The following is a 26,015-nucleotide window of genomic DNA, read 5'->3' as shown; positions in this document are numbered from 1 at the left end:
GGATCCCATGGCGGTCCCCGCCGGCCTCTCATCGGGCGAATCTCGGACCGGGTCCCGCCGGACCGGCGCGCTCGGCGGCGTCTTCGGCCGGATCCGGAAGCTGTGGCGGCGCATCAGCCGAGCCATCGGCGACGCCCTGCCGAAGGGGCTCTACGCCCGCTCGCTGATCATCATCATCGCGCCGATGGTGCTGCTCCAGTCGGTGATCGCCTACACCTTCATGGAGCGCCACTGGCAGCTCGTGACCCGCCGGCTCTCGGCGGCCGTGACGGCCGACGTCGCCGCCTTGATGGACATCTACGAGTCCTACCCGCAGGACAGGAACGCGGAGACCCTCACGCGCATCGCCGGCGAGCGGCTGAACCTCGACATCGACATCCTGAAGGGTGCCAAGCTGCCGAGCCCGGGGCCGCGCCCGTTCTTCTCGATCCTCGACGAGGTGCTGTCCGAAGAGATCCGACGCCAGATCCGGCGCCCGTTCTGGATCGATACGGTGGGCCGCTCGAACCTCATCGAGATCCGCGTGGCGATCCCCGAGGGCGTGATGCGGGTCACCGCGCGGCGCAATCAGGCCTACGCCTCGAATTCCCACATCTTCCTGCTCTGGATGACCGGCTCGTCGCTGGTGCTGCTCGGCGTGGCGATCCTGTTCCTGCGCAATCAGATCAAGCCGATCCTGCGCCTCTCGGCGGTGGCGGAGGGGTTCGGCAAGGGCCGCGAGATCGAGTTCAAGCCCCGCGGCGCCCGCGAAGTCCGGCAGGCGGGCCACGCCTTCATCGAGATGAAGCGGCGCATCGAGCGCGCCATGGAACAGCGCACGGCGATGCTCAACGGCGTCAGCCACGATCTGCGCACCATCATCACCCGGTTCAAGCTCTCCCTCGCCCTGGTCGAGCAGACGCCCGAGGTCGAGGATCTCCAGCGCGACGTCGACGAGATGAGCCGGATGCTGGAGGGCTATCTCGCCTTCGCCCGCGGCGATTCCGCCGAGACCGCCGCCGAGACCGACATGCGGACCCTGCTGGAGGATCTGCGCAGCGACGTCGAGCGGCTCGGCGCCCATGTCGAGGCGGTCGAGATCGAGGGCAGCCCTCTCGTCACCGTGCGGCCCGACGCGATGCGGCGCTGCCTGTTCAACCTCGCCGCCAACGCTGCGCGCTACGCCGACACCGTGGCGATCTCGGGCAAGCGCGAGCATCGCGCCTTCCTCGTTTCGATCGACGACGACGGCCCCGGCATCCCGCCGGAGAGCCGCGAGGACGTGTTCAAACCCTTCGTGCGCCTCGACGACGCGCGCCAGGATGCCGGGGGCTCGGGGCTCGGCCTCGCCATCGCCCGCGACATCGCCCGCGCCCATGGTGGCGATGTCGGTCTGCAGGACAGTCCTCTCGGCGGCCTGCGTGCGACGGTTCGCATCCCCGCCTGAACGAGATTCCGACGGTTCGGGCCGCAGGAATCTGAAGCGCGGGAGTTTCCTCCGAGGGAACGGCGATGCTAAGACCGCCGCGCATTATTCTTCGGGCCGTCCCGCGGCCCCTCATGAACGCGAGTGACGTCGAATGAACCCGCTGGTGCCGCTTTTCGTCGTGCTGCTCCTCCCGATCGCGGCCGTCTGCGCCGTGCTCTTCACGGATACCGGGATCGAGCCGGCCCTGTTCTACGCCGCGGTCAAGACCTTCGCGATCCTGTTCGTCGTCGGCGGCGCGATCTCGTTTGCCGCCAGCCGCCTCGCCGCGCGCTCGCACGGTTGAGCCCGGCGCCGGCCGGCGCCTGAGGGAAGGTCGAGGCCATGCTGCAGATCGCACCTTCCTTCGGCCGGATCGGCGAGGAGAACGCCTTCGCCGTCCTCGCCCGCGCCGGCGCGCTCGCGGCGCAGGGCCGCGACATCGTGAATCTCGGGATCGGGCAGCCGGACTTTCCGACGCCGCCGCACATCGTCGAGGCCGGCATCAAGGCCCTGCGCGACGGCCATCACGGCTACACGCCGGCCATCGGCCTTCCGCCGCTGCGTGAGGCGGTGGCGCGGGACATCCAGCGCCGCCACGGCGTCGAAGTCTCGCCCGACGCGGTGATGATCGTGCCGGGCGGCAAGGTCACCATGTTCATGGCGATCCTGATGTTCGGCGAGCCCGGCGCCGAGATCCTCTATCCCGATCCCGGCTTCCCGATCTATCGCTCGATGATCGAGTTCACCGGGGCGACCCCGGTGCCGGTTCCGATCCGCGAGGCCAACGGCTTCGCCTTCTCGGCGCAGGAAACACTCGCGCTGATCACCGAGCGCACCCGCCTCCTCATCGTCAACTCGCCGGCCAACCCGACCGGGGGCGTCACGCCGAAGGCCGAGATCGATGCCCTCGTGACCGGCCTCGCCGGCCATCCCGGCGTCGCGGTGCTGTCCGACGAGATCTACGGCACCATGACCTATGACGGGCAGGCGCATGTCTCCCTGCTCGCCTACCCTGAGATCCGCGACCGGCTGATCTATCTCGACGGCGCCTCGAAGACCTACGCGATGACCGGCTGGCGGCTCGGCTGGTCGGTCTGGCCGAAGCCGCTCTACGACGCCGCCCGCAAACTCGCGGTGAACTCGTTCTCCTGCGTGAATGCCGCTACCCAATGGGCCGGGGTCGCCGCCCTCGACGGGCCGCAGGACTGCGTCGCCGCGATGGTGGCCGAGTTCGACCGCCGCCGCGGGCTCGTCGTGGACGGCCTGAACGCACTGCCCAACGTGTCCTGCGTGACGCCCAGGGGCGCCTTCTACGCCTTTCCGAACGTCGTCCGGACCGGCTGGAAGGCCAAGGCGCTCGCCGCCGCACTCCTCGACGAAGCCGGTGTGGCGGTGATCGGCGGCCCCGATTTCGGGGTGCACGGCGAGGGGTATCTGCGCCTGTCCTACGCCAACTCGGCCGAGAACATCACGCGGGCCCTGGAGCGGATCGGTCGGTTCCTGGCCGTACGTCGTCCCGACTGAGCCCAAACGTTTTCATCCCTTCCAGCGACAGGATCGGGAAGGTCGCGATCCCGATTCGGGCCGTGATCGACAATCTCGGCCTTTCTCGATTTTCCATGCATCCGAATTCCAGACTCGGGCGTTACCGGCCCATGCTTCGCTGCGCTCGGTTCGCAGCGGACCTCACAACGACGGAGACGCTGGAATGAAGATCAAGACCCTTCTCGCCGCCTCGGCCATCGCCCTCGCCCTCCCCATGGCTGCCCAGGCTCAGGGCACCCTGCGCGGCGCTGAACGCGGCGCTCAGGAAGGCGCGGATGCGGCCGGCCCGATCGGTGGCATCGTCGGCGGCGCGGTCGGCGCGGCCACGGGCACGATCGGCGGCATCCTCGGTGTCGAGGATCGTCCCCGCTTCCGCTCCTATGTCCGTGAGCGCAATGTCCGCTCCTACGACTATGACGGCCGCGTCGTCGTCGGCTCGACCCTGCCGTCGTCCGGCGTGACCTATTACGACGTGCCGAACGAGTACAACGTCACCCGCGGCACCCGCTACACCGTGGTCAACGACCGTCCGGTGCTGGTCGATGGCCGTCACCGCATCATCGAAGTGCTCGACTAACACGACCACACCGTGGGCCGCCCACAACGGGCGGCGCCATCCGGCCCCGGCAGCCTCTGCCGGGGCCGTTTTCGTGGACGGGTTGCGCCCACGGAGCCCCGGCAGACAGGCGCCTCGTCATCGCTCGCGACGAAGCCTCGTCCGACACTCGGGCAGCGGATGATCAATGTCCGGCGTCGTTCCGCCGCGATGCGGACGGCAGACAGCGATTCCGGACGCAACGCTCCATGTCTTCGTTCGTTTATTCGTCCGAGACGATGTTTGAGCGAGACCAGGACTGACGATGAGCGGCCCCGACGCGACACCCGAAAAGCTGTCCGAGAACCCGCCTCTGCCGGAATCCGTCCGCGACCACCTCGGCCACGAGCTGCGCGGCGTCTACACCGAAGCCGCTCCCGAGCCGCGCTTCCTCGGGGACGAGCCGACCGTGCCCGAGAAATTCGAGCCGCAGATCCGCCGTCTGGAAACCCGGCTGAAGACGCACGAGGAAGGCACGGAGGCCGTCGAACAGGCGCTCGACCGGATCCTCGATGCCTTCGGCGTCACCCCCGAGGCGAGCGAGACGAAGAAGTAGTGCGGCTCACGCCTCCCGGCGGGCCGCCAGCAGATCCCTGATCTCGGCCAGCAGCTTCACGTCGGCCGGCACCTCGGCCTCGGGCTTCGGCTTCGCCTCCTCCTTCGACTTCAGGCCGTTCATGGCCCGGATCACCATGAACAACACGAAGGCGATGATGGTGAAGTTCACGGCGAGCGTCAGGAACTGGCCGTAGCCGATCACCGCGCCCACCTTCTTCGCCTCGGCATAGGGCATGCCTGCCTGCACCTTGGACGAGAGGGGAATGTAGTAGTTCGAAAAATCGAGGCCGCCGGTGATCGCACCGATGATCGGCATGATGACGTCCTGAACCAGCGAGTTGACGATCGCACCGAACGCCGCGCCGATGATCACGCCGACGGCGAGATCGACCACGTTGCCGCGCAGGGCGAACTTCTTGAACTCTTCCAACATGCCGGGTCTCCGTCTCCGCCGGCTTCGAAGCGGGCGCCGCCTGCAAAGCTAAGCCGAAGGTTGTGCCCGCCAAGGGGCGCCCGGCCCCGCCCGCGCCAATCAGCGCCCTTTTTGCCGATGGATCCGCGCGGATGGGCGGAGCCAATCCGTTGCGCCTTGAACTGCCAAGATGAGAAAGGGCGAGGCAGGCCCTAATCTTCGGCGGCCTGATTCCCCCTGGACGGCAATCCTTCGGAAACAATCGGGCAACAAAATTCATCGCTCGGTCGCGCGATGTGCTGAGATCAGCGCCGCGACGAGGGCCTTGTTTGGAATCGTTTAGGATCAGTTCATTTTTAGATTGCTACCGAAGAATGCGTAACCCCAACGCTCATGCCTTTGCCGAGGTACCGCTTCGGATGCCCGACGAACCGATTCGCCCGACCTTGCCAGAAGATCCCGACGCTAGCCATGGCAAAGCGGCAAGATCCGTACCTCAGTTCCTGACCTTGGCGCTGCGCGACTACTTCGATCTCGCCGGTCAGGCTCCCCTGCCCGGCCGGCTCGCCGAACTCCTGCAGCAGTTCGAGGCCGCTCTCGCGGTTCATGGCGGGCAGGTCGAGGCGATCTTCCGCGACGATCTGGTGAAGGCGCTGCCGATGCTGCGCACCTTCGCGATCTCGCTGACCGCGAACCCGACCCGCGCCGACGACCTTGTTCAGGAAACGATGGTCAAGGCCTGGGCGAATCGCGAGCGGTTCACGCCGGGCACGAACTTCACGGCCTGGCTCTTCACCATCCTGCGCAACCAGTTCTATACGGAGGTGCGCAAGGGTCGACGCGAGGTGGAAGACGCCGACGGCGTCCATGCGGGCACGCTGACGGCCCACCCCGATCAGGAACACGCGGCGGGCTTGCGGATGGTGATGAACCTGATCGGCACGCTGCCGCTGCCACAGCGGCAGGCGCTTCTCCTGGTCGGCGCCGAGGGCTTCACCTACGAGGAAGCGGCGGAGCGCCTCGGCTGCCAAGTCGGCACGGTGAAAAGCCGCGTCAGCCGCGCCCGCGCCTTCCTGATCGATTCCTTCGAGGGCTTGCCGGACGGTCTGGCGGCTCGGGCCTGACCCTGCCGTCAGCCGCAGGATCGGCCCGCAGCAAGTTCGGCATGAGCCCGAAAGCCGGCGACCGGCTCTCGGGGTCGAGCGTTAGACGTCGAGATTCGCCACGCTCAGCGCGTTCTCCTGGATGAACTCGCGGCGCGGCTCGACGACGTCGCCCATCAGCTTGACGAACAGGTCGTCGGCATCGGTCGTGTCCTTGACCTTCACCTGCAGCAGCGAACGCACGTCGCGGTCGAGGGTCGTCTCCCAGAGCTGCTGCGCGGTCATCTCGCCCAGCCCCTTGTAGCGCTGGAGCTGAAGCCCCTTGCGGCCGAACGCCATCACCGCCTCGAACAGGCCGACGGGACCGTAGAATTCAGTCTCATCGCCCTTGCGGGAGAGCGTCACCGGCTCCTCGTAGATCTCACGCAGCGTCTCCGCCCGCTCGGCAAGACGGCGCGCCTCCTGCGAGGCGAGCAGCGTCGCATCGAGGCTGGCGACCTGTTTCACGCTGCGCAGCGTCCGGCTGAAGACGTAGCCACCCTCCGAGGCCGCTCCGGTCCAACCCTTCTCGATCTCGTCGGCGATCCGGTCGAGACGCTTGGCGGTGCGGTCGGCCAGCACCTCGGCTTCGCCCAGGTTCTCGGCGACGTCCTTGGCGAAGGCGCCGGCCAGAACCGCCTGCTCGACCACGGCCCGGTCGTAGCGGGTGTGGAGCCCGTGCAGGATGCCGCGGAAGGCGCGGGCCTCCTCGACCAGCGTCTTGAGCTGGGCGCCGCCGAATTCGGTGCCGGAGGCGAGCCGCAGCACCGCACCCTCGACGCCCTGGTCGATCAGGTAATCTTCCAGCGCCCGCTCGTCCTTGAGGTAGAGGGCGCGACGGCCGCGCTCGGCTTTGTAGAGCGGCGGCTGGGCGATGTAGAGGTGTCCGCGTTCGATGATCTCCGGCATCTGCCGGAAGAAGAACGTCAGCAGCAGCGTGCGGATATGCGAACCGTCGACGTCCGCGTCCGTCATGATGATGATGCGGTGATAGCGCAGCTTGTCCGGGTTGAAGCCCTCGCGGTCGGTCGATGAGCGGCCGATGCCGGCGCCGAGCGCCGTGATCAGCGTGCCGATTTCGGCCGAGGACAGCATCCGGTCGGCGCGCACCCGCTCGACGTTCAGGATCTTGCCGCGCAGCGGCAGCACGGCCTGGAAGGTGCGGTCGCGGCCCTGCTTGGCCGAGCCGCCGGCCGAATCGCCCTCCACCAGCAGCAATTCGCACTTCGACGGATCGCGCTCCTGGCAATCGGCGAGCTTGCCGGGCAGCGAGGCGATGTCGAGGGCGCCCTTGCGGGTGATGGTCTCGCGGGCCTTGCGTGCCGCCTCGCGGGCAGCGGCCGCGAGCACGACCTTGCCCATCACGGATTTCGCCTGGGCCGGGTTCTCCTCCAGCCAAGTCGAGAGCCCCTCATTGAGGATGTTCTCGACCGCCGGTCGGACCTCGGACGAGACGAGCTTGTCCTTGGTCTGCGAGGAGAATTTCGGGTCCGGCACCTGCACGGAGATGACGGCAGTGAGGCCCTCGCGGCAATCGTCGCCGGTGAGCGAGACCTTCTCCTTCTTGGCGATGCCCGACGACTCGGCGTAGCCGGTCAGCTGCCGCGTCAGGGCGGCGCGGAAGCCCGCCATATGCGTGCCGCCGTCACGCTGGGGGATGTTGTTGGTGAAGGGCAGGACCGTCTCGTTGAACGAGTCGTTCCACCAGAACGCCACCTCGACGCGGATGCCGTCGCGCTCGCCGAGCACGGTCACGGGCTTGGCCATGCCGTCGACGGGTTTGCGGGAGCGGTCGAGATAGCGCACGAAGGCCTCGACGCCGCCCTCGTAGCAGAGCTCTTCCCGCTTGTGCTCGGCATGGCGCGCGTCGGTGAGCACGATGCGCACGCCCGAATTCAGGAAGGCGAGTTCGCGCAGGCGCTTCTCCAGCGTCGCGTAGTCGAACTCCGTCATCGTGAAGGTTTCGGTCGAGGGCAGGAACGTCACCTCGGTGCCGCGCCGGTCGCCTGCGGGACCCACCACCTCCAGCGGCGCCACCGCGTCGCCGTGGCGGAACTCCATCCGGTGCTCCTTGCCGCCGCGCCAAATCCGCAGCATGAGGCTGGTGGAGAGCGCGTTGACGACCGAGACGCCGACGCCGTGCAGGCCGCCCGAGACCTTGTAGGAGTTCTGATCGAACTTACCGCCGGCATGGAGCTGGGTCATGATGACCTCGGCCGCCGAGACCCCTTCCTCCCGGTGGATGTCGGTGGGGATGCCGCGGCCGTTGTCGGAGACCGTGCAGGAGCCGTCGGCGTTCAACGTCACGGTGACGAGGTCCGCATGGCCCGCGAGCGCCTCGTCGATGGCGTTGTCCACCACCTCGTAGATCATGTGGTGCAGGCCGGAGCCGTCGTCGGTGTCGCCGATATACATGCCGGGCCGCTTGCGCACGGCATCCAGACCTTTGAGCACGCGGATCGATTCCGCGCCGTAGCTCTCGGCGTGTTCGGTGTTCGGGGAGTCAGCCATGAAATTCCTCGGGCAGGCGGCTCGTGAGCCTGTTTTCGAGCCCGGTCGAACCGGGCGTGCCTGCTAGTTCCGTCCTAATCTCATATAGGCGTTCCCCCCTGATTTTGCATCGTTTTTCACGTCGGGAAAGCGCCGATCAGCCTCTTTGTGGACCCTCGGCGTTAACGTCGCGTAAGGGCTGTTCGTCTGCCCCGCCGGAGAGTTGCGGATCTCAGGCATCCCGCGTCCCGCGTGCATCGATGAGGCTGATTTGTGCGCCCGTCTGCCGTGATAGCGCGTCGAAGCGATCGCCGAGCCGCGCCACGTCGAAGATCCGCTCCGCGAAGATGTCGGCGGAGGGCCGAAACGAGATGTCTGTCCCGCGATGGTCTCCCTCCGCATCCCGGACCCCGAGTGGCGAGAGCGGAACACCGTGTCGAAACTCCAGATCGTAGACCTTGCCAAGGCTCCGGGTCTCGATCCGCAGCCAGTGCGAGAGAGCATTGACGACGCAGAGCGCGGCCTGCTCCGCGTTGCTCGCGATCTCCCTCTCGACGAACTGCGTCATCACGGCCTCGATCTCACGGAGGCCGCCCCTGCCGTCCGGCTCGCCGGACAGGCCCGGACCATCATCGGAGACCGTGCAGGAGCCGTCGGCGCTCAGGGTTACGGCGATGCGCTCGGCACGGCGGCCCGCTCGCTCGCGCAGCGCGGCATTGACGACGGCGAGAACCATGTTGTGCAAGCCCGTCCCGTCCTGCGTATCCCCGATATACATCCGCGGGCGCACTCGGACGCCGCCGAGACCGAGAAAGATCCGGATCGGGCCGGCGCCGAAACTCTGGGGATCGATCGTCGTCACCACATTGCTCCTACAGGCCGAATGTCCTGCGGCCGACCATCAGCCGCCTCGTCGGCGCGATCGCTGCGCTCCAGACATGTCTGGCCGCGGCTCGGAAGGGGTGAAAACTCAACCCTGCAGGCTCACCCCTGCAGGAACGGGTTCGTCAACCGCTCCTGCCCCAGCGTCCCGGTGGGCCCGTGGCCGGGGATGAAGGCGACGTCGTCGCCGAGGGGCAGCACCTTCTCCTTGATCATCCGGATCAGTTGCTCGTGGCTGCCGCCGGGTAGGTCGGTGCGGCCGATCGAGCCCTGGAACACCACGTCGCCGACGAGTGCGAAGCGGGCGTCGCGGCTCATGAACACGACGCTGCCGGGGGAATGGCCGGGGGCGTGCCAGATGTCGAAGGTCAGGCCGCCGACGGTGACGGTGTCGCCCTCGTTGAGCCAGCGATCCGGCGTGACGGCGCGGGCGCCCTCGAGACCGTAATTCGCCCCGGTCTCGGGCAGGGAATCGAGCAGGAAACGGTCCGCCTCGTGCGGCCCCTCGACGGGAACGGCGAGCCGCTCCTTCAGCTCCGCGGCGCCGCCGGCATGGTCGATATGGCCATGCGTGAGCAGGATCTTCTCGACCTTGACGCCCTGGGAGCGGATCGCCGCCTCGATCCGGTCGAGGTCGCCGCCGGGATCGACCACGGCGCCGGTCTTGGTCTCGTCGTCCCAGATCAGGGTGCAGTTCTGCTGGAACGGGGTGACCGGGATGATCGCGGCGCGGGGCGTGGCGGGCATGCGAACTCGGCAGGTTGCGACAGACGTGCCGCGTTTCTATCCCGTCGCGCCCGGAAGCGCCAATCCGCGGGCGGCGTCAGCCCTCGCTCGGGATCGGGCGCGGCCGGCCCGCCTCGTCGATCGCGACGAAGGTGAAGGTCGCCTCGGTCACCTTTTCGCGGAACTGCGTCTGAAAGCGCCGGGCCCAGGCTTCGAGGTGGATCTTCATCGAGGTGCGCCCGACCCGGCCGATCCGGGTATAGACGCACAGCACGTCGCCGACCCGTACCGGCCGGATGAAGGTCATCGCATCGACGGCCACCGTCACGACCCGCCCCTGCGCCCGCTCGACCCCGGCAATGCCGCCGGCCTGATCCATCTGCGAGAGCACCCAGCCGCCGAAGATGTCGCCGTTGGCGTTGGTATCGGCCGGCATGGCGATGGTGCGCACCGTGAGGTCGCCGATGGGATGCTCGTCGCCCACATCAATCGCCTGCGTCATGGATCCCCCCGTCCGCCGATTCGACGGCGCGCTGATCGACAGCCAAGCACGGCCGGCAATGGCGCGCCAGAGACGAGACCGCTCCGATCAGGGCATCAGGCCGAGAAGCTCCAGCCCGGCTGCAAGGAAGATCGCCGCGGCGCAGACGAACAATTCGAGCGGGATGTCCTGCCAGGACGGGGTGCGTGGGGGCGCTATCGCGCGCCGCTGCCGCGTCACGAGATCGATCATGGGGCGTCCTCCGGAGCGGCCCGTCTGGCGCGGGCCGGCTCACTCGACCGCCATCCTACATCCGCCCGGCGCATTTCGGGAAGCGCCGACAAGATCCGGCCGGCCGGCACGGACAAGCAAAAAGGCCCGAAGCGGGGACGCTTCGGGCCTTCCGTAACATGCTCGCTCCCGGAGGCCGCTGGGCGCTCCCGGGCGACCGGACGATCTTAGTAGTAGAACCGGCGCGGGCCGTAGAAGCGACGCGGGCCGTAGAACGGACGGCGGTAGTACGGGCGGCGATAGAACGGACGCGGGCCGTAGAAGCGGCGGCCGTAGTAGCGGCGCGGACCCCAGCCACGACGATAGTAGTACTGCGCCTTCTCGACGGTCGCGGGGGCGGTCTCGGTGACCAGCGCCACCGACGGACCGACCGGAGCGGCCGAGGCGCCCTGCGGGGCGACCGCCGCGAGGCCCAAGACCATCAGCGCGGCGATGAGGAGTTTCTTCAGCAAGTCGGCATTCCCTCTGCGGCAATCGCAAACGGACACGCCGAAGCCGGCGCGCCGCGCGAGCGAGAACGCGCGAAGGATCGAAACGGTTTCGCGAAAAAGCGAGGCCGAAATCGGCGGCGCCGCGTCAGGCGATCTTCGTCGTCATATCGACGACGGAGGCCTCGGCGCTGCCCTTCACCAGTTCGATGCCGCGCTCGCAATCCTCGCGGCGGACGTAGCTCTCGCCCGAATCGGCGATGACGTTGCCGTTCTGGACGCGCAGGCGCCAGCGCCACTGCCCGCCCGCGTCGCGATAGAGTTCGTAGCGCATCCCGCCTGTCTCCTGCCGGGCCGTGCCTCGAACGAACACGGCGCGGGATGTAACGCATCCCGCGCCGAAAGGATCGCTTCAGATCGCTCGGATCGCTGGCGCGATCAGGAACGCGGCGCCCGGTCGAGCCAGCCGATGGCCCGGCCGCCCTCGCCGCCGCCGGAGCGGGCGGGGCGCCCGCCCTGGGGACGCGCACCCTGCGGGCGGGCCCCCTGCGGACGAGCCTCGCCGGCCCGCTCGGGGCGGCGCTGGTCCTGCCGCTGGCCGTCGGGACGCGGACCGCCGGAGCGCTGGTCCTGGCGATGGCCCGGCTGGCCGCCGGGACGCCCGCCGCGGCCCTCGTGCGCGCGCGGCTCGCCGCGGCCCTCGCCACCCTGGCCACGACCACCGCCGGGACGGCCCTGGCGCTGGCCGGGGCGACCCTGCGGCTGACGCGGGGGACGGCGCGCCTCCTCGGCGGCGGTCTCCTGCGCCTCCTGCCGGCTCGGCGGCACGAAGCCCTCGGGGAAGCCGGCGACCGGCACCTTCTGGCGGGTGGTGCGCTCGATGTCGCGCAGGTAGGCGCGCTCCTCGTCGTTGCAGAACGAGATCGCCATACCTTCCGCACCCGCGCGGGCCGTGCGGCCGATGCGGTGAACGTAGGATTCCGGCACGTTCGGCAGGTCGTAGTTCACGACGTGCGTCACGCCCTCGACGTCGATGCCGCGGGCGGCGATGTCGGTGGCCACCAGCACGCGGCAGGAGCCGTCGCGGAAGGCGGCGAGCGCCCGCTCGCGCTGCGGCTGGCTCTTGTTGCCGTGGATCGCCGCGCCGACGATGCCCGCCTTGTCGAGGCCGCGCACGACCCGGTCCGCGCCGTGCTTGGTGCGGGTAAAGACGAGCACGCGCTCGATCTTCGGATCGCGCAGGACGTGGTTGAGCAGGGCCTGCTTGGCGCCGGTATGGCAGAAGATGACCTGCTGATCGACGCGCTCGGCGGTGGTCGCCACCGGGGTGACCGCCACCTGCACCGGGTTGGTGAGGTACTGGTCGGCAAGGCCCGCGATGTTCTTCGGCATGGTCGCCGAGAAGAACAGGCTCTGGCGGCGCGCCGGCAGCATCTTCACGATGCGCTTGAGCGCGTGGATGAAGCCAAGGTCGAGCATCTGGTCGGCCTCGTCGAGGACGAGGATCTCGACACCTTCCAGCGTCAGGGCGCGGCGATCGACGAGGTCGATGAGCCGGCCCGGCGTGGCGACGAGGATGTCGACGCCCGGCGCGATCGCCCGCTCCTGGCGGTTGATGTTCACGCCGCCGAACACGACGGTGTTGGTGTAGGGCAGGTGCCGGCCGTAATCCGAGAAGCTCTCGGCGATCTGGCTCGCCAGTTCGCGGGTCGGCGAGAGCACGAGCACGCGGCAGCCGCGACGCGGTGCGCGACGGTTGTCCAGCGACAGCCGGTGCAGGATCGGCAGGGCGAAGGCGGCGGTCTTGCCGGTGCCGGTCTGGGCGATGCCGCACAGGTCACGGCCTTCCATGGCCGGCGGCACGGCCTGAGCCTGAATCGGCGTCGGCGTGACGTAGCCGGCCTCTTCCAGCGCGCGAAGAACGGGCTGGGCCAGGCCGAAATCGGTGAATTGGGTCAAGTCGGTACTTTCAAGGCAGCGGAACCCGCGATCCGGCGCATGAGAACGCGGGATAAAAGGCGGGTCCGTTGGTCCGGGAGGCTGCCCGCGTGATGGGGCGGCCTGGGGTGCATGCACGTTGAAGAGAGGGGCCGGGGCGCGACCCCAGACGAGGCGCGAACCGTCACGCAGCCCCCTCAAGCGACCCCGTGTGGCCGCTGACGCTGCAACTGCGATATGCGACGTTGCACCCGCGAAGTCAATGTACGCGCGGCAGACCCGCTGCGTCAGACGATCGAGGCGGCTGGCATCGCCGGTTGTCTCGTCGCGACACGGCTTGCCTCCCGATCGACAGGCGGCCTCGCCTCGCGCACCGGAGGACGCAGCGAACAGCCAAGTAAAAACAGAAAATATACATGCGATACGGAGCAAGATAACATTTTTGCAGTTTTCGGAAATTGCTGCGAGCCCGGGAACATCATCATTGCCGCATCGGATGCCCGTTCGGCTGATTTGCGAGCCGCTCTGGCAGGAGATGGACAATGGCGACGATCTCGGGAACGAACGTGGGCAATGTTCTGACTGGCACATTGGACGACGACATCATTCTCGGCCTGTCCGGAAACGACGTCATAACCGATCCGGGCGGCTTCAATCGGATCGACGGCCAGGACGGTGACGACACGATCACCGGCGGCGTCGACCTCGACTATATCGCCGGTGGCCCCGGGAACGACACGATCTACGGCGCGGGCGGCTTCGACCAGATCATCGGCGAGGCCGGCAACGATACGATTTACGGCCAGGACGGAAACGACTACGCGGCGGGCAATCCCGGCGAAGACGTCCTCTACGGCGGACAGGGCGACGATTTCCTCGTTGGCGAACAGGGGTTCGATCTCGTCTTCGGTGAGGACGGGAACGACTTCGTCGCGGGCGGCGAGGACGACGACATCGTCCACGGCGACAACGGTGACGACCTCGTCGATGGCGACCTCGGCAACGACAGCCTCTACGGCGATGCCGGCAACGACACTGTCTTCGGCGACTTCGGCAACGATCGGATGTGGGGCGGCACCGGCACCAACACGCTCGATGGCGCCGTCGGCGTCGATACGGCGGTCTTCGAGTTCAGCTTCGCCGAGGCGGGCGTGGTGTCCTCCGGCACGCTGTCGACGATCACGGGCTCGAACTCGGTCGATACCGTCAAGAACACGGAGGTGTTCGAATTCTCGGACCGCTCGATCCTGCAGGCCGACGGCAATGCCGCGGTCGACGACCTGTTCTATCTCAGCCAGTACCGTGACGTTTATCAGAACGGCAACGACGCCGAGCAGCATTTCCGGGACTACGGCTGGAAGGAGGGCCGCGACCCCAACGCCTTCTTCGATACGAAGGGCTATCTGGCCGCCTACGCAGATGTTGCGGCAGAGGGGATCGATCCCCTCCAGCACTATCTCACTTATGGCTGGAAGGAGGGACGGGATCCCTCGGCCCAGTTCGACACCAAGGCCTATCTCGCGGCTTATGGCGACGTCGCGGCGGAGGGCATCAATCCCCTCCTGCACTACCTCCAATACGGCGCCGTCGAGGGACGCACGACCTTCAACGACGGCGCTTTCGCCTGACCGCGTAAGCCGTCGAACCGGGCTCGTCGTGACGCCGCCCTGCGGGGACGCACCCCGCGGAGCCTCGCACGGGCGGCCGCCCCGCGCCGCCCGCGCCTAGGCCTCGTCGAACCGGCTCATCCGGAAGATTTCGGTGCCCGCCCCGTCGATCACCCGCACCGCCTCGGGCGGCGTGCCGGAGCGCTGCGGCACCCGCGCACGGGCGAACAGTCGCCTTGCCCGCTCCTCCGCGCCCTCCGGGCTCGAGGTCCGAACGGAGACGCGCTGCTGCACGCCGCCGGGCGCGTCCGGCTCCTCGGGGCCGAGCACTTCGATATGATAGGTCTCTCGCACGTCGGTCCGCTTCCCTGCTGGCGTCTCGCGCTTACCCGAAGATCGGGCCGATGACAGGGACAATCGGGGGGCCACGCCGTCGCGCCCTTTTACGCGCCCCTTTTGCGCGCCCGGTTTTGCGCCTCCGGCCTTGCCGAAACTCCGCCAATGCCGGATGTGGTGTCTTCTCCGCGGGTACGCGCATCGGCGAGGACATCCATGACCGTATCGCCCTTCGTCACGGTGGATTGGCTGCATCAACGCCTGAGCGCGCCGGACATCGTGGTGCTCGACGCTTCGTGGTACCTGCCGGCGCAGGGCCGCGACGCCGAGGCCGAGTACCGGGCCGCCCATATTCCAGGCGCGATCCGCTTCGATCTCGACGCGATGAGCGACACCGACTCGCCCCTCCCCCACATGCTGCCGCGGCCCGAGGTGTTCTCCTCGAAGATGCGCGCGCTCGGAGTCGGCGACGGAGCGCAGGTCGTCGTCTACGACGGGATGGGCCTGTTCTCGGCGCCGCGGGTGCGCTGGATGCTCCAGACATTCGGCATGCGCGACGTCACGATCCTGGAGGGCGGCATGCCCGCCTGGATCGCCGCAGGCTATCCGACCGAGGACGGCGAGGGCCGTCCGCGCGACCGGCGCCACTTCACCGCCCGGCTCGACAACGGCGCCGTGGCGGATGCGGGCGACATCGCCCGGGCGCTGGCCAATGGCTCGGCCCAGGTGGTCGATGCCCGCTCCGGTCCGCGCTTCCGCGGCGAGGAGGCCGAGCCGCGCCCCGGCGTTCGCCCCGGCCATATGCCCGGCGCCCGGAACCTCCACTACGCCGCGCTCCAGGCGAATGGTCGGCTGCGCGACGAGGCCTCCCTGCGCGCGGCGATCGCCGAGGCCGGGGTCGATCTCGACCGTCCCGTCGTCACCACCTGCGGTTCGGGCGTGACCGCAGCCATCATCGCGCTGGCGCTGGAGACGCTGGGAAGGAAGCCGCGTGCGCTCTACGACGGCTCGTGGTCGGAATGGGGCTCCGACCCCGCCCGTCCCGTGGAGACCGGCCCCGCCTGACCGGCGACCATGCCCGCCCGCCCCGTGCATTACGGGGATGCGTCTGTGTGCGAGGACGACACAGCCTTAAAGGGCGGTTAAGAGGACCCGCGTAAGCTTGGCCTGAACCGGCTGCCGGGCGACCCATCGCGCGGGTCCGGGCGGCGAGCCGCACGGTCCGTCTCGATCGCTCGGAGGATACCGCTTGGGCAGGGGCCCCGAACGCTGGCAGCTCTACCGCCTGCTCGGTCACGAGATCGTCCGCGCGGTTCGCGAGCGGACGGCGCGGCTCACGGCGCGGCCCGAGATCCTCACCCGTGCGCGGGTGACCGGCCTCGTCATCGCGCCGCACGACCTGCGCACCAGCGACGCCTCGCTGGCCGACGACATCTATTCCGGCCTGTTCGTCTTCGCCGGCCGCTCCCTGGTGGTGAGCGGGCGCTCGCCCTTCGACTACGACCCGCCCTCCCCCGAATGGGCCGACGCGCTCTACGGCTTCGGCTGGCTGCGCCATCTGCGCGCCGCCGACACGGCGCTCGCCCGTGCCAACGCGCGGGCCTTCGTCTCGGATTTCATGAGCGGGCGAGGCGAGGCGGCGCGGGCGAGCCCGGTGCCGGTGGCCTCCCGGCGGCTGATCTCGTTCCTGTGCCAGTCGCCGCTGGTGCTGGAGGGGGCCGACCACGCCTTCTACCAGGGCTTCCTGAAGGCCGTTGGCAAGGGCGCACGGGAGCTGGAGCGGTCCCTGCGCCGCTCCGCGCCGCCGCAATCGCGCCTCCTCGCGGCGGTGGCGCTGACCTATGCCGGCCTGTGCTGCGAGGGCATCGAGCCGATCCTGCGCCGGGCCACCCGCATCCTCGTGCGCGAACTCGAAGCGCAGATCCTCCCCGATGGCGGCCACCGTTCGCGGGATCCGCGCTTCGCCATGGAGCTGCTGCTCGACCTCCTGCCCCTGCGCCAGAGCTTCCTCAGCCGCAGCGTCGATCCGCCGGAGGCGCTGCTGCGCGCCGTCGACCGGATGCTGCCGGCGCTGCGCCTCCTGCGCCACGGCGACGCCTCGCTCAGCCACTTCAACGGCATGGGGGTGACGGCGGCCGACCATCTCGCGACGCTGCTGGTCTATGACGGGGCCGGCACCGAGCCGCTGATGTACGCCTCCCATTCCGGCTACGCCCGGCTGGAACTCGGCCGGGTGGTCATGGTCTGCGATGTCGGCGCACCGCCGCCGATGGACCAGTCCCGCGAGGCTGCCGCGGGCTGCCTCTCCTTCGAGCTGACGAGCGGGGCGCAGCGCATCGTCGTCAATTGCGGCACGCCCGCCAGCGGCGGCGAACTGCGCCGGGCCGCGCGCAGCACCGCCGCCCATTCGACGGCGACGGTGGCCGACACCTCCTCCTGCCGCTTCCTCGACGAGCCGGAGGATTGGTGGATCCCCCGGCTGGCCGCGCGCTGGCTGCTGTCGCGGCGCGGCCCCGTGGTGCTGCGCGGCCCCGGCCCCGTCGCGGTCGAGCGGCGGACCGAGAACGGCGCGGCGGTCCTCGCGGCGCGCCACGACGGCTACGTCGCCGAATTCGGCATCCTGCACGAGCGCCGCTGGCGCCTCTGCGACGGCCCGGTGCGGCTGGAGGGCGAGGACGCCTTCCGGCGCGAGGGCAAGCGCCCGCGCTCCAAGCCCCAGCCCGTCGCCGTGCGCTTCCATCTCCACACCGCCGTCGCCACGCAGCCGCAGGAGGACGGCAGCGTGATCCTCGGCCTGCCGACGGGAGAACGGTGGCGCTTCTCCGCGGAGGGCGCGACGCCGTCCATCGAGGAGAGCGTCTATTTCGCCGGCGTCGTCGGCGCGCGGCGGACGGCGCAGATCGTCCTGCACCTGAGCGTGGACGAGGAGGTACGGGTGGGCTGGCGGATCGAGCAGATCTGACCGAGTGGGCCGTGCGGCGGTTGATAGAACCGTTTCCGCACCGCGCTTTCGCCCGGCCAACTGGCCGCCCCAGCCGGATCCGTGCTACCGCGCGCGCGATTTCCTCGTTTGACGACACAGGCCATCCCATGCCGCGCGACCAGATCCGGGTCACCCGCGCCCTCCTCTCCGTCTCGGACAAGACCGGGCTCACGGACTTCGCCGCGGCACTGAGCCGGCGCGGGGTCGAGCTGATCTCGACCGGCGGCACTCACCGGGCGCTGACCGAAGCGGGGCTCGCCGTCCGGGAAGTGTCGGAGCTGACCCGCTTCCCCGAGATGATGGACGGCCGGGTGAAGACGCTGCATCCGGCGGTCCATGGCGGCCTGCTCGCGGTGCGCGACAATCCCGAGCATCAGGCGGCACTCGCCGCCCACGGCATCGGCGCCATCGACCTTCTCGTGGTCAACCTCTACCCGTTCGAGGAGACGCTGAAGGCGGGCAAGAGCTACGACGACTGCGTCGAGAACATCGATGTCGGCGGCCCGGCCATGATCCGGGCGGCGGCCAAGAATCATGCCGACGTGGCGGTCGTGGTCGATGTCACGGACTATGCGGCGATCCTCGCCGAACTTACCGACAGCGACGGCAACCTCACCGCGGCGACGCGACGCCGGCTGGCGCAGAAGGCCTTCTCCCGCACCGCCTCCTACGATGCGGCCATCGCCAACTGGCTCGCCGAAGTCGAGGGCAGCGGCGAGGCCGCGACCTTCAAGGCGCTCGGCGGCACGCTCGCCCAGAGCCTGCGCTATGGCGAGAACCCGCACCAGTCGGCCGCCTTCTACCGCCTGCCCGGCACCTTACGCCCCGGCATCGCCACCGCCCGGCAGGTCCAGGGCAAGGAATTGTCCTACAACAACCTCAACGACACCGACGCGGCCTTTGAATGCGTCGCCGAGTTCGATCCCGGCCGCACGGCAGCGGTGGCGATCATCAAGCACGCCAACCCTTGCGGCGTCGCCGAGGGGGCGAGCCTGCTGGACGCCTACGAGCGCGCGCTCGCCTGCGATCCGACCTCGGCCTTCGGCGGAATCGTCGCCTTGAACCGCCCGCTGGACGCCGAGGCCGCGAAGAAGATCGTCGAGATCTTCACCGAGGTCATCATCGCCCCCGACGCCTCCGAGGAGGCGCGTGCCATCGTCGGTGCCAAGAAGAACCTGCGGCTGCTGCTCGCGGGCGGCCTCGCCGATCCGCGGGCGAAGGGCGAGACCATCCGCACGGTGGCGGGCGGCTTCCTCGTTCAGGGCCGGGACGCGATGAGCGTCGACGACATGGACCTGAAGGTCGTGACCCGGCGCGCGCCGAGCGAGACGGAACTCGCCGACATGCGATTCGCCTATCGCGTGGCCAAGCACGTCAAGTCGAACGCCATCGTCTATGCCAAGGGCGGCGCTACCGTGGGCATCGGCGCCGGGCAGATGTCGCGGGTCGATTCCTCGATCACCGCGGCGCGGAAAGCGGCGGAGGCGGCGCAGCGCCTCGGTCTGACGGAGAGCCTCGCCAAGGGCTCGGCCGTGGCCTCCGACGCCTTCTTCCCCTTCGCCGACGGCCTGCTCGCCGCGGCCGAGGCCGGCGCCACCGCGGTGATCCAGCCCGGCGGCTCGATGCGCGACGACGAGGTGATCCGGGCCGCCGACGAGGCCGGCCTCTCCATGGTGTTCACGGGCGTGCGCCACTTCCGGCATTGATATCGGCCGATCCGGCTTCACGGGTCCCGGCAGAATGCGAAAAGCCCCGCCTCGCGGCGGGGCTTTCCTTTTGGCGCCGAGGGATCCCGGCCGATCAGGCCAGGATGTCCCGATCCTTCGTTTCGGGGATGAAGATCAGGCCCACCACGAAGGTGAAGAGCGCGATCGCGATCGGGTACCAGAGGCCGAAATAGATGTCGCCGGTCTGGGCCACCATCGCGAAGGCGGTGGCGGGCAGAAGCCCCCCGAACCAACCGTTGCCGATGTGATAGGGCAGCGACATCGAGGTGTAGCGGATCCGGGTCGGGAACAGCTCCACCAGGGCGGCGGCGATCGGGCCGTAGACCATCGTCACGTACAGGACGAGGATCGTCAGGATGCCGATCACCGCGAGCTTCTGGCCGGTGAAGACGTCGAGGGGGTTCGACGCTTTGATCACCGTCGGGTTTGACGCCGCCGCGGGATAGCCGGCTTCCGTCAGCGCCGCCGTCACCGCCTTGGAGAAGTTCGGGTCGGCCACCGGGAAGTCCTTGCCGCTGACGCTGACCACCGTCGGCGTGCCGGCCGGCTGGTTCTCGGTGTCGTAGGCGACCGCGGAGCGGGCGAGCAGGGCCTTGGCCACGTCGCACTCCTTGGTGAATTTGGCGGTGCCGACCGGGTTGAACTGGAACGAGCAGTCGTCCGTATTCGTCTTCACCACCACCGGCACGCTCGCCTGGGCCGCGTGCAGCGCCGGGTTGGCGTTGGCGGTCAGCAGGTTGAACAGCGGGAAATAGGTGAGCGCCGCGATCAGACAGCCGCCGAGGATGATCGGCTTGCGGCCGATCCGATCGGAGAGGCTGCCGAAGAACAGGAAGCCGCCGGTGGCGAGGATGAGCGACCACGCGATCATCACGTTGGCCGTGAACTGATCGACCTTCAGGATGCTCTGCAGGAAGAACAGCGCGTAGAATTGGCCGGTGTACCAGACCACCGCCTGACCGGCGGTGAGGCCGAGCAGCGCCAGCAGCGCCCATTTGGCGTTCTTCCACTGGCCGAAGGCTTCCGAGAGCGGCGCCTTGGAGTGGGTGCCCTCCGCCTTCATCTTCTGGAAGGCCGGGCTCTCCTGCATCTGCAGACGGATCCAGACCGAAATCGCCAGCAGCACCACCGAGACGAGGAACGGGATGCGCCAGCCCCAGACCTGGAAGGCGGTCAGCGTCGTCGTGCTGCCGTCGGCGTTGGTGACGGTCGTGGCCGGATAGGCGCTGTTCACGTAGCCCTGCGTCGACAGGATGATGATCAGCGAGAGCAGGAGGCCCAGGGTCGCGGTCGTCTGGATGAAGGCGGTGTAGAAGCCGCGCCGCCCCTGGGGCGCGTGCTCGGCCACGTAGACCGCCGCGCCGCCATACTCGCCCCCGAGCGCGAGACCCTGGAGCATGCGCAGGGCCAGCAGCGTCACCGGCGCGATCCAGCCGACATTGTAGGCGGCCAGCGTGGTGTAGGAGGGCAGCAGGCCGACCGCGAAGGTCGAGATGCCCATGATCAGGATGGTGACGAGGAAGGTGTACTTGCGCCCGACCATGTCGCCGAGCCGGCCGAATACCAGGGCGCCGAACGGGCGCACGAGGAAGCCGGCCGCGAAGGCCAGCAACGCGAAGATGTTGCGCGTCGCCTCCGGATAGGCCGAGAAGAACTGCGCACCGATGATCGCGGCGAGCGAGCCGTAGAGATAGAAATCGTACCACTCGAAGACAGTGCCGAGAGAGGAGGCCAAGATGACCTTCTTCTCTCCGGCGGTCATCGGCCTGACCGCCTCCCCTGCCCGCGGTACTGCGGTTGCCACAGCCATTCTGACGATCCTCCAAGAACGTGCACGGGCACCCGGTTTTCCGGTTTGAGACCCGATTCTATGCGGATCACGCATAGGCACGATCTTTTTACCGCATGGCTGGGAATGTCCCAAGCGACGAAAGCGTGGAAGGGACCTCTCTTCGACAGAATTCGCATCTGCGCGGTAAGGGGAATGCTCGGATCACGCTCGGAAGCGGCCGGCTTCACCGTTTTCGGTTCGGCGAACGCCTCCTCGAAGACTGCCTGGGTCTTGGGAGGGGCAAACGAAAGGGGCACGGCCTCCTCGGCCGCGCCCCTTGAGACGTCCGTACTTGCGTCCGATCAGTGGGCGTGCGCCCCCGAGGCTCCGATGCCCGTCTCCGAGCGCACGAACTGCGCATCGAAGGCGGCGCGCTCGCGGTTGGCGCGGCGGGTCCGGTCCATCGACGAGACCGCCCAGATTGTCACGAAGGCCAGCGGCATCGAGAACAGAGCCGGGTTGGCGTAGGGGAACAGCGCCACCGGATGGCCGAAGGTCTTCACCCAGACCGCGTCGGAGAGCACCACCATGACGACGGCCGCGACGAGTCCGACGAGGCCGCCGGCCAGCGCACCCCAAGTCGTGGTGCCGCGCCAGAGAATCGACATGGTCAGGACCGGGAAGTTGCAGCTCGCCGCCACCGAGAAGGCGAGGCCGACCATGAAGGCGACGTTCTGGTTCTCGAACACGTAGCCGAGATAGATCGCCACGATGCCGATGCCGACGGCGGAGAGCTTGGAGAGGTTGACCTCCGCCTTCTCCGTGGTGCGGCCGCGGGCGAAGACCTGGGCGTAGAGATCGTGGCTGATCGCCGAGGCGCCGGCCAGCGTCAGGCCCGCCACCACCGCGAGGATGGTCGCAAAGGCCACCGCCGAGATGAAGCCGAGGAAGTACGGCCCACCCACCGCGTTGGCGAGGTTCACGGCGACCATGTTGGTGCCGCCGACCATGTCCTTGATCTTGTCGTAGGTCGTGCCGTCGGCACCGAGCTTGAAGTAGCTCGGATCGGACATCAGCAGGGCGATGCCGCCGAAGCCGATGATAAAGGTGAGGATGTAGAAGTAGCCGATCAGGCCGGTGGCGTAGAACACCGACTTGCGGGCCGCCTGGGCATCCGACACCGTGAAGAAGCGCATCAGGATGTGGGGCAGGCCGGCGGTGCCGAACATCAGGCCGACGCCGAGCGAGATCGAGTCGATCGGGTTCGAGACGAGGCCGCCGGGCGCCATGATGGCGTCGCCCTTCGGATGCGTCTGCACCGCGGTCGCGAACAGCTTCTCCGGGCTGAAGTCGTAGAGGTAGAGCACGGCGCCGGCCATGAAGGTCGCGCCCCCCAGCAGCAGGCAGGCCTTGATGACCTGCACCCAGGTCGTCGCCTTCATGCCGCCGAAGGCGACATAGATGATCATCAGCGCGCCGACGATCACCACCGCGTAGAGGTAGTCGAGGCCGAACAGGAGCTGGATCAGCTTACCCGCGCCGACCATCTGCGCGATCAGGTAGAACGCCACCACGACGAGAGTGCCGGTGGCCGAGATGATGCGGATCGAAGTCTGGTCGAGGCGGAAGCTCGCGACGTCGGCGAAGGTGAACTTGCCGAGGTTGCGCAGCCGCTCGGCGATCAGGAACAGCACGATCGGCCATCCGACGAGGAAGCCCGTCGAGTAGATCAGGCCGTCGAAGCCGGAGGAATAGACGAGCCCCGAGATGCCGAGGAAGGAGGCCGCCGACATGTAGTCGCCGGCGATCGCCAGCGAGTTGGTGCGCGCCGAGATGCCGCCGCCGGCCGCGTAGAAGTCGGAGGCCGACTTCGAGCCCTTCGCCGCCCGGTAGGTGATCCCCAGGGTGAACAGCACGAAGAACAGGAACATGAAGATGGCGGGCCAGTTCGTGGCCTGCTTCTGCACGGCGCCCATATCGGGACCGGCGGCGATCGCCGTGGTGGCGCCGAGGAGGACGACGCCGAGGAGTGGGACGAGGCGGATCACTTGGCGAGGCTCCGGATGAGGTCGGCCGAGAGCCGGTCGTAGCGGGTGTTGGCGCGGGCGACGTAGATGCCCGTCAGCACGAAGGCGAAGACGATGACGAACATGCCCATGTAGAAGCCGAGCGAGGCGGTCCCGCCGACCTTGGTGGCGAGCAGCGCCTTGTCGAAGGCGATCAGGCCGATGAAGCCGAAATAGACCAGCAGCATCAGGCCGGTGAGGATCCAGCCGAAGCGCGTCCGCTCGTGAACCAGCGTCTTGAACGTCGGGTGCTCGGCGATGCGGTCGAGCCGGTGATCGGGCTCGGGCATGTCGAGGGCTCCCGCCCCGTGGAGCGTCCGGACGTCCGACGTCGCGGACGGCCCCGCCGTCTGTATCGTTTTCATGCATCTCCTCCCGCGCGATCCTGTTCCGGCGCAGCGCAGGCGCCGGGGATCGGTCTCTTATTCTGTCATGATGACGACCGGAGCGTTGGCGCCCGCCCCGGTGCAGATCGGCACCGGCGCACCCTGGCGGATGACCGGTACCGTGGGGTCCAGCACCTGGATCGTGCCGGAAACGGTTCCGGCCGCACGCGGCGGCCGGACTTGTGCGAACACGCTCAGGCCGAGCGGTTCTGGCGGTTCTCGATCAGGTCGTCGACCACCGCCGGCTCGGCCAGGGTCGAGGTGTCGCCGAGCGAGCCGAAATCGTCCTCGGCGATCTTGCGCAGGATGCGGCGCATGATCTTGCCCGAGCGGGTCTTGGGCAGGCCCGGCGCGAACTGGATCAGATCCGGCGAGGCGATCGGGCCGATATCCTTGCGCACCCAGGTGACGAGTTCCTTGCGCAGCTCGTCGGAGCCGTCCTCGCCCTCGTTGAGGGTGACGTAGGCGTAGATGCCCTGGCCCTTCACGTTGTGGGGATAGCCCACCACCGCGGCCTCGGAGACCTTCGGATGGGCGACGAGCGAGGATTCGACCTCCGCCGTGCCCATGCGGTGGCCGGAGACGTTGATGACGTCGTCCACGCGACCCGTGATCCAGTAGTAGCCGTCGGCGTCGCGCCGCGCCCCGTCGCCGGTGAAGTAGAGGTTCTTATAGGTCGAGAAGTAGGTCTGCTCGAAGCGCTCGTGGTCGCCGTAGACGGTGCGCATCTGGCCCGGCCAGCTGTCCTTGATGCAGAGGTTGCCCTCGCAGGCGCCGTCGAGCTCCTTGCCCTCGGCATCGACCATCACCGGCTGCACGCCGAAGAAGGGTCGGGTCGCGGAGCCGGGCTTGAGCTTGGTCGCGCCGGGCAGCGGGGTGATGAGGATGCCGCCGGTCTCGGTCTGCCACCACGTATCGACGATGGAGCAGCGGGAATCGCCGACCACGCGGTAGTACCAGTCCCAGGCCTCCGGGTTGATCGGCTCGCCGACCGAGCCCAGCACCCGCAGGGAGGCGCGCGAGGTCTTCTTCACCGGGCCCTCGCCGCCGCCCATGAGCGAGCGGATCGCGGTCGGCGCGGTGTAGAAGATGTTGACCTTGTGCTTGTCGATGACTTCCCAGAAGCGGGAGTTCGACGGGTAGGTCGGGATCCCCTCGAACATCAGCGTGGTCGCGCCGTTCGCGAGCGGGCCGTAGACGATGTAGCTGTGGCCGGTGACCCAGCCCACATCCGCCGTGCACCAGTAGACGTCGCCGTCGTGGTAGTCGAACACGTATTGGTGGGTCATCGAGGCGTAGACGAGATAGCCGCCGGTGGTGTGCACCACGCCCTTCGGCTGGCCGGTCGAGCCCGAGGTGTAGAGAATGAAGAGCGGATGCTCGGCCTCGACCGCCTCGGCCGGGCACTCGTCGGTCACCTGCTCGGCGGCCTCGTGGTAATAGACGTCGCGGCCCGGCTCCATCGCCACGTTGCCACCGGTGCGCTTCACCACGATGACGTGGTCGACGAGGTCCGCATCGAGGCGCTTGATCGCCTCGTCGACATTGGCCTTGAGAGGCACCTTGCGCCCGCCGCGCAGGCCCTCGTCGGCGGTGATGACGAGCTTGGAGCCGCAGCCCTTGATCCGGCTCGCGAGGGAATCGGGCGAGAAGCCGCCGAAGACGATGGCGTGGATGGCCCCGAGCCGGGCGCAGGCCAGCATCGCGTAGGCGGCCTCGGGGATCATCGGCAGGTAGAGCGTGACGCGGTCCCCCTTGCCGACGCCGCGGTTGCGCAGGACGTTGGCCATCCGGCACACTTCCGCGTGCAACTGCTTGTAGGTGATGTGCTGCGACTCGTTGGGATCGTCGCCTTCCCAGATGATCGCGGTCTGGTCGCCGCGGGTCTCGAGGTGCCGGTCGATGCAGTTGAGCGCGACGTTGGTCTTGCCGTCCTCGAACCATTTGATCGAGACGTTGCCGGGCGCGAAGCTCGTATTCTTGACCTTGCTGAAGGGCGTGGACCAGTCGATCCGCCGACCGTGCTCGGCCCAGAACGTCTCAGGATCGGAAACGGACGCGGCGTACATCTCCTTGTACTTGGCGTCGTCGATCAAAGCCCGTTCCCGCCAGGCATCCTGAACGTCGATGACCTTCTCGCTCATTTGGTTTCTTCCCTGAGGGTGCCCGATCGTATCGCGAAGGTCCGCGCAGCCGGGGCTTCC

General features: G+C 68.4%; 24 protein-coding genes. 10 read left to right on the top strand and 14 right to left on the bottom strand.

The window, feature by feature from the left end; translation table 11 throughout:
- The first annotated feature begins 7 nt into the window (after window positions 1-7).
- From HNR51_RS24875 to HNR51_RS24855, 5 genes are all read left to right on the top strand, one after another.
- Window positions 8-1,426, top strand: coding sequence for an ATP-binding protein (locus HNR51_RS24875; protein ID WP_182556710.1), 1,419 nt, complete (start codon window positions 8-10; stop codon window positions 1,424-1,426).
- 133 nt (window positions 1,427-1,559) lie between these two features.
- On the top strand, window positions 1,560-1,751 hold the full coding sequence (locus tag HNR51_RS24870; protein WP_012454490.1) for a hypothetical protein: 192 nt from the start codon (window positions 1,560-1,562) through the stop codon (window positions 1,749-1,751).
- A gap of 38 nt (window positions 1,752-1,789) precedes the next feature.
- Complete coding sequence (locus HNR51_RS24865) at window positions 1,790-2,971, top strand: pyridoxal phosphate-dependent aminotransferase (RefSeq protein WP_182556709.1); 1,182 nt, start codon at window positions 1,790-1,792, stop codon at window positions 2,969-2,971.
- A gap of 184 nt (window positions 2,972-3,155) precedes the next feature.
- Window positions 3,156-3,569: a DUF1236 domain-containing protein gene (locus HNR51_RS24860; RefSeq protein ID WP_012454488.1), complete on the top strand. Its 414-nt coding sequence runs from the start codon at window positions 3,156-3,158 to the stop codon at window positions 3,567-3,569.
- Between the two features lie 283 nt (window positions 3,570-3,852).
- Window positions 3,853-4,143, top strand: coding sequence for a hypothetical protein (locus HNR51_RS24855; protein WP_012454487.1), 291 nt, complete (start codon window positions 3,853-3,855; stop codon window positions 4,141-4,143).
- A gap of 6 nt (window positions 4,144-4,149) precedes the next feature.
- Here the strand turns inward: HNR51_RS24855 and mscL are convergent, their stop codons facing one another.
- Complete coding sequence (gene mscL, locus HNR51_RS24850) at window positions 4,150-4,578, bottom strand: large conductance mechanosensitive channel protein MscL (protein ID WP_012454486.1); 429 nt, start codon at window positions 4,576-4,578, stop codon at window positions 4,150-4,152.
- 398 nt (window positions 4,579-4,976) lie between these two features.
- On the opposite strand from mscL, the gene HNR51_RS24845 reads away from it, so the two are divergent.
- Window positions 4,977-5,681, top strand: coding sequence for a sigma-70 family RNA polymerase sigma factor (locus HNR51_RS24845; RefSeq protein WP_182556708.1), 705 nt, complete (start codon window positions 4,977-4,979; stop codon window positions 5,679-5,681).
- A gap of 81 nt (window positions 5,682-5,762) precedes the next feature.
- Here the strand turns inward: HNR51_RS24845 and gyrB are convergent, their stop codons facing one another.
- The 8 genes from gyrB to HNR51_RS24805 form a co-directional block, all read right to left on the bottom strand.
- Window positions 5,763-8,210, bottom strand: a complete 2,448-nt coding sequence (gene gyrB / locus HNR51_RS24840) for a DNA topoisomerase (ATP-hydrolyzing) subunit B (RefSeq protein WP_182556707.1) — start codon at window positions 8,208-8,210, stop codon at window positions 5,763-5,765.
- A 211-nt stretch (window positions 8,211-8,421) separates the two neighbouring features.
- Complete coding sequence (locus tag HNR51_RS24835) at window positions 8,422-9,051, bottom strand: DNA gyrase subunit B family protein (protein ID WP_182556706.1); 630 nt, start codon at window positions 9,049-9,051, stop codon at window positions 8,422-8,424.
- A gap of 122 nt (window positions 9,052-9,173) precedes the next feature.
- The gene (locus tag HNR51_RS24830) at window positions 9,174-9,818 is read right to left on the bottom strand and encodes an MBL fold metallo-hydrolase (RefSeq protein ID WP_182556705.1); all 645 of its coding nucleotides are present in this window, start codon (window positions 9,816-9,818) and stop codon (window positions 9,174-9,176) included.
- 76 nt (window positions 9,819-9,894) lie between these two features.
- Complete coding sequence (locus HNR51_RS24825) at window positions 9,895-10,299, bottom strand: acyl-CoA thioesterase (RefSeq protein WP_012454397.1); 405 nt, start codon at window positions 10,297-10,299, stop codon at window positions 9,895-9,897.
- An 87-nt stretch (window positions 10,300-10,386) separates the two neighbouring features.
- Window positions 10,387-10,530 (bottom strand): hypothetical protein, encoded by a 144-nt coding sequence (locus HNR51_RS24820; RefSeq protein WP_182556704.1) that lies wholly within the window; start codon window positions 10,528-10,530, stop codon window positions 10,387-10,389.
- A gap of 206 nt (window positions 10,531-10,736) precedes the next feature.
- Window positions 10,737-11,021: a hypothetical protein gene (locus HNR51_RS24815; RefSeq protein WP_012454395.1), complete on the bottom strand. Its 285-nt coding sequence runs from the start codon at window positions 11,019-11,021 to the stop codon at window positions 10,737-10,739.
- 124 nt (window positions 11,022-11,145) lie between these two features.
- Window positions 11,146-11,331: a YegP family protein gene (locus HNR51_RS24810; protein ID WP_003600744.1), complete on the bottom strand. Its 186-nt coding sequence runs from the start codon at window positions 11,329-11,331 to the stop codon at window positions 11,146-11,148.
- 104 nt (window positions 11,332-11,435) lie between these two features.
- Window positions 11,436-12,956, bottom strand: coding sequence for a DEAD/DEAH box helicase (locus tag HNR51_RS24805; protein ID WP_182556703.1), 1,521 nt, complete (start codon window positions 12,954-12,956; stop codon window positions 11,436-11,438).
- A 521-nt stretch (window positions 12,957-13,477) separates the two neighbouring features.
- Between HNR51_RS24805 and HNR51_RS24800 the strand changes: the two genes are divergently transcribed.
- Window positions 13,478-14,563, top strand: coding sequence for a calcium-binding protein (locus HNR51_RS24800; RefSeq protein WP_182556702.1), 1,086 nt, complete (start codon window positions 13,478-13,480; stop codon window positions 14,561-14,563).
- A 96-nt stretch (window positions 14,564-14,659) separates the two neighbouring features.
- Here the strand turns inward: HNR51_RS24800 and HNR51_RS24795 are convergent, their stop codons facing one another.
- Entirely contained in the window at window positions 14,660-14,896 is a 237-nt protein-coding gene (locus HNR51_RS24795) for a hypothetical protein (RefSeq protein WP_012454392.1), read from the bottom strand.
- A 198-nt stretch (window positions 14,897-15,094) separates the two neighbouring features.
- On the opposite strand from HNR51_RS24795, the gene sseA reads away from it, so the two are divergent.
- The 3 genes from sseA (at window position 15,095) to purH (ending at window position 19,567) form a co-directional block, all read left to right on the top strand.
- Complete coding sequence (sseA, locus tag HNR51_RS24790) at window positions 15,095-15,943, top strand: 3-mercaptopyruvate sulfurtransferase (RefSeq protein WP_182556701.1); 849 nt, start codon at window positions 15,095-15,097, stop codon at window positions 15,941-15,943.
- Between the two features lie 184 nt (window positions 15,944-16,127).
- Window positions 16,128-17,840 carry a heparinase II/III family protein gene (locus HNR51_RS24785; RefSeq protein ID WP_182556700.1) on the top strand — a complete coding sequence of 571 codons (1,713 nt, stop codon included), beginning with the start codon at window positions 16,128-16,130 and terminating at the stop codon, window positions 17,838-17,840.
- A 128-nt stretch (window positions 17,841-17,968) separates the two neighbouring features.
- Window positions 17,969-19,567 (top strand): bifunctional phosphoribosylaminoimidazolecarboxamide formyltransferase/IMP cyclohydrolase, encoded by a 1,599-nt coding sequence (gene purH, locus HNR51_RS24780; protein WP_182556699.1) that lies wholly within the window; start codon window positions 17,969-17,971, stop codon window positions 19,565-19,567.
- A 94-nt stretch (window positions 19,568-19,661) separates the two neighbouring features.
- Here the strand turns inward: purH and HNR51_RS24775 are convergent, their stop codons facing one another.
- The 4 genes from HNR51_RS24775 to acs all read right to left on the bottom strand — a co-directional run bounded on the left by HNR51_RS24775 (window position 19,662) and on the right by acs (window position 25,955).
- A complete protein-coding gene (locus tag HNR51_RS24775) occupies window positions 19,662-21,398 on the bottom strand; it encodes an MFS transporter (protein WP_041371354.1) in 1,737 nt (578 codons plus the stop codon).
- Window positions 21,399-21,721: 323 nt separating this feature from the next.
- Entirely contained in the window at window positions 21,722-23,407 is a 1,686-nt protein-coding gene (locus HNR51_RS24770; protein WP_182556698.1) for a cation acetate symporter, read from the bottom strand.
- Window positions 23,404-23,790, bottom strand: coding sequence for a DUF485 domain-containing protein (locus HNR51_RS24765; RefSeq protein WP_012454386.1), 387 nt, complete (start codon window positions 23,788-23,790; stop codon window positions 23,404-23,406). The genes HNR51_RS24770 and HNR51_RS24765 overlap by 4 nt, the downstream gene beginning before the upstream one ends.
- Window positions 23,791-24,005: 215 nt before the next feature.
- A complete protein-coding gene (acs, locus tag HNR51_RS24760) occupies window positions 24,006-25,955 on the bottom strand; it encodes an acetate--CoA ligase (RefSeq protein WP_012454385.1) in 1,950 nt (649 codons plus the stop codon).
- Between the last annotated feature and the right edge of the window lie 60 nt (window positions 25,956-26,015).

This window comes from Methylorubrum thiocyanatum (genome assembly GCA_014138645.1).
GTDB lineage: Bacteria > Pseudomonadota > Alphaproteobacteria > Rhizobiales > Beijerinckiaceae > Methylobacterium > Methylobacterium thiocyanatum.
The sequence above is the reverse complement of the archived record's forward strand: the minus strand, read 5'-3'. Positions and strand labels throughout refer to the sequence as shown.

Coding starts and splice junctions, on each gene's coding strand:
- HNR51_RS24875 (WP_182556710.1), top strand. CDS start 8: ATGGCGGTCCCCGCCGGCCTCTCATCGGGCGAATCTCGGACCGGGTCC.
- HNR51_RS24870 (WP_012454490.1), top strand. CDS start 1,560: ATGAACCCGCTGGTGCCGCTTTTCGTCGTGCTGCTCCTCCCGATCGCG.
- HNR51_RS24865 (WP_182556709.1), top strand. CDS start 1,790: ATGCTGCAGATCGCACCTTCCTTCGGCCGGATCGGCGAGGAGAACGCC.
- HNR51_RS24860 (WP_012454488.1), top strand. CDS start 3,156: ATGAAGATCAAGACCCTTCTCGCCGCCTCGGCCATCGCCCTCGCCCTC.
- HNR51_RS24855 (WP_012454487.1), top strand. CDS start 3,853: ATGAGCGGCCCCGACGCGACACCCGAAAAGCTGTCCGAGAACCCGCCT.
- mscL (WP_012454486.1), bottom strand. CDS start 4,578: ATGTTGGAAGAGTTCAAGAAGTTCGCCCTGCGCGGCAACGTGGTCGAT.
- HNR51_RS24845 (WP_182556708.1), top strand. CDS start 4,977: ATGCCCGACGAACCGATTCGCCCGACCTTGCCAGAAGATCCCGACGCT.
- gyrB (WP_182556707.1), bottom strand. CDS start 8,210: ATGGCTGACTCCCCGAACACCGAACACGCCGAGAGCTACGGCGCGGAA.
- HNR51_RS24830 (WP_182556705.1), bottom strand. CDS start 9,818: ATGCCCGCCACGCCCCGCGCCGCGATCATCCCGGTCACCCCGTTCCAG.
- HNR51_RS24825 (WP_012454397.1), bottom strand. CDS start 10,299: ATGACGCAGGCGATTGATGTGGGCGACGAGCATCCCATCGGCGACCTC.
- HNR51_RS24820 (WP_182556704.1), bottom strand. CDS start 10,530: ATGATCGATCTCGTGACGCGGCAGCGGCGCGCGATAGCGCCCCCACGC.
- HNR51_RS24810 (WP_003600744.1), bottom strand. CDS start 11,331: ATGCGCTACGAACTCTATCGCGACGCGGGCGGGCAGTGGCGCTGGCGC.
- HNR51_RS24800 (WP_182556702.1), top strand. CDS start 13,478: ATGGCGACGATCTCGGGAACGAACGTGGGCAATGTTCTGACTGGCACA.
- sseA (WP_182556701.1), top strand. CDS start 15,095: ATGACCGTATCGCCCTTCGTCACGGTGGATTGGCTGCATCAACGCCTG.
- purH (WP_182556699.1), top strand. CDS start 17,969: ATGCCGCGCGACCAGATCCGGGTCACCCGCGCCCTCCTCTCCGTCTCG.
- HNR51_RS24775 (WP_041371354.1), bottom strand. CDS start 21,398: ATGGCTGTGGCAACCGCAGTACCGCGGGCAGGGGAGGCGGTCAGGCCG.
- HNR51_RS24765 (WP_012454386.1), bottom strand. CDS start 23,790: ATGAAAACGATACAGACGGCGGGGCCGTCCGCGACGTCGGACGTCCGG.
- acs (WP_012454385.1), bottom strand. CDS start 25,955: ATGAGCGAGAAGGTCATCGACGTTCAGGATGCCTGGCGGGAACGGGCT.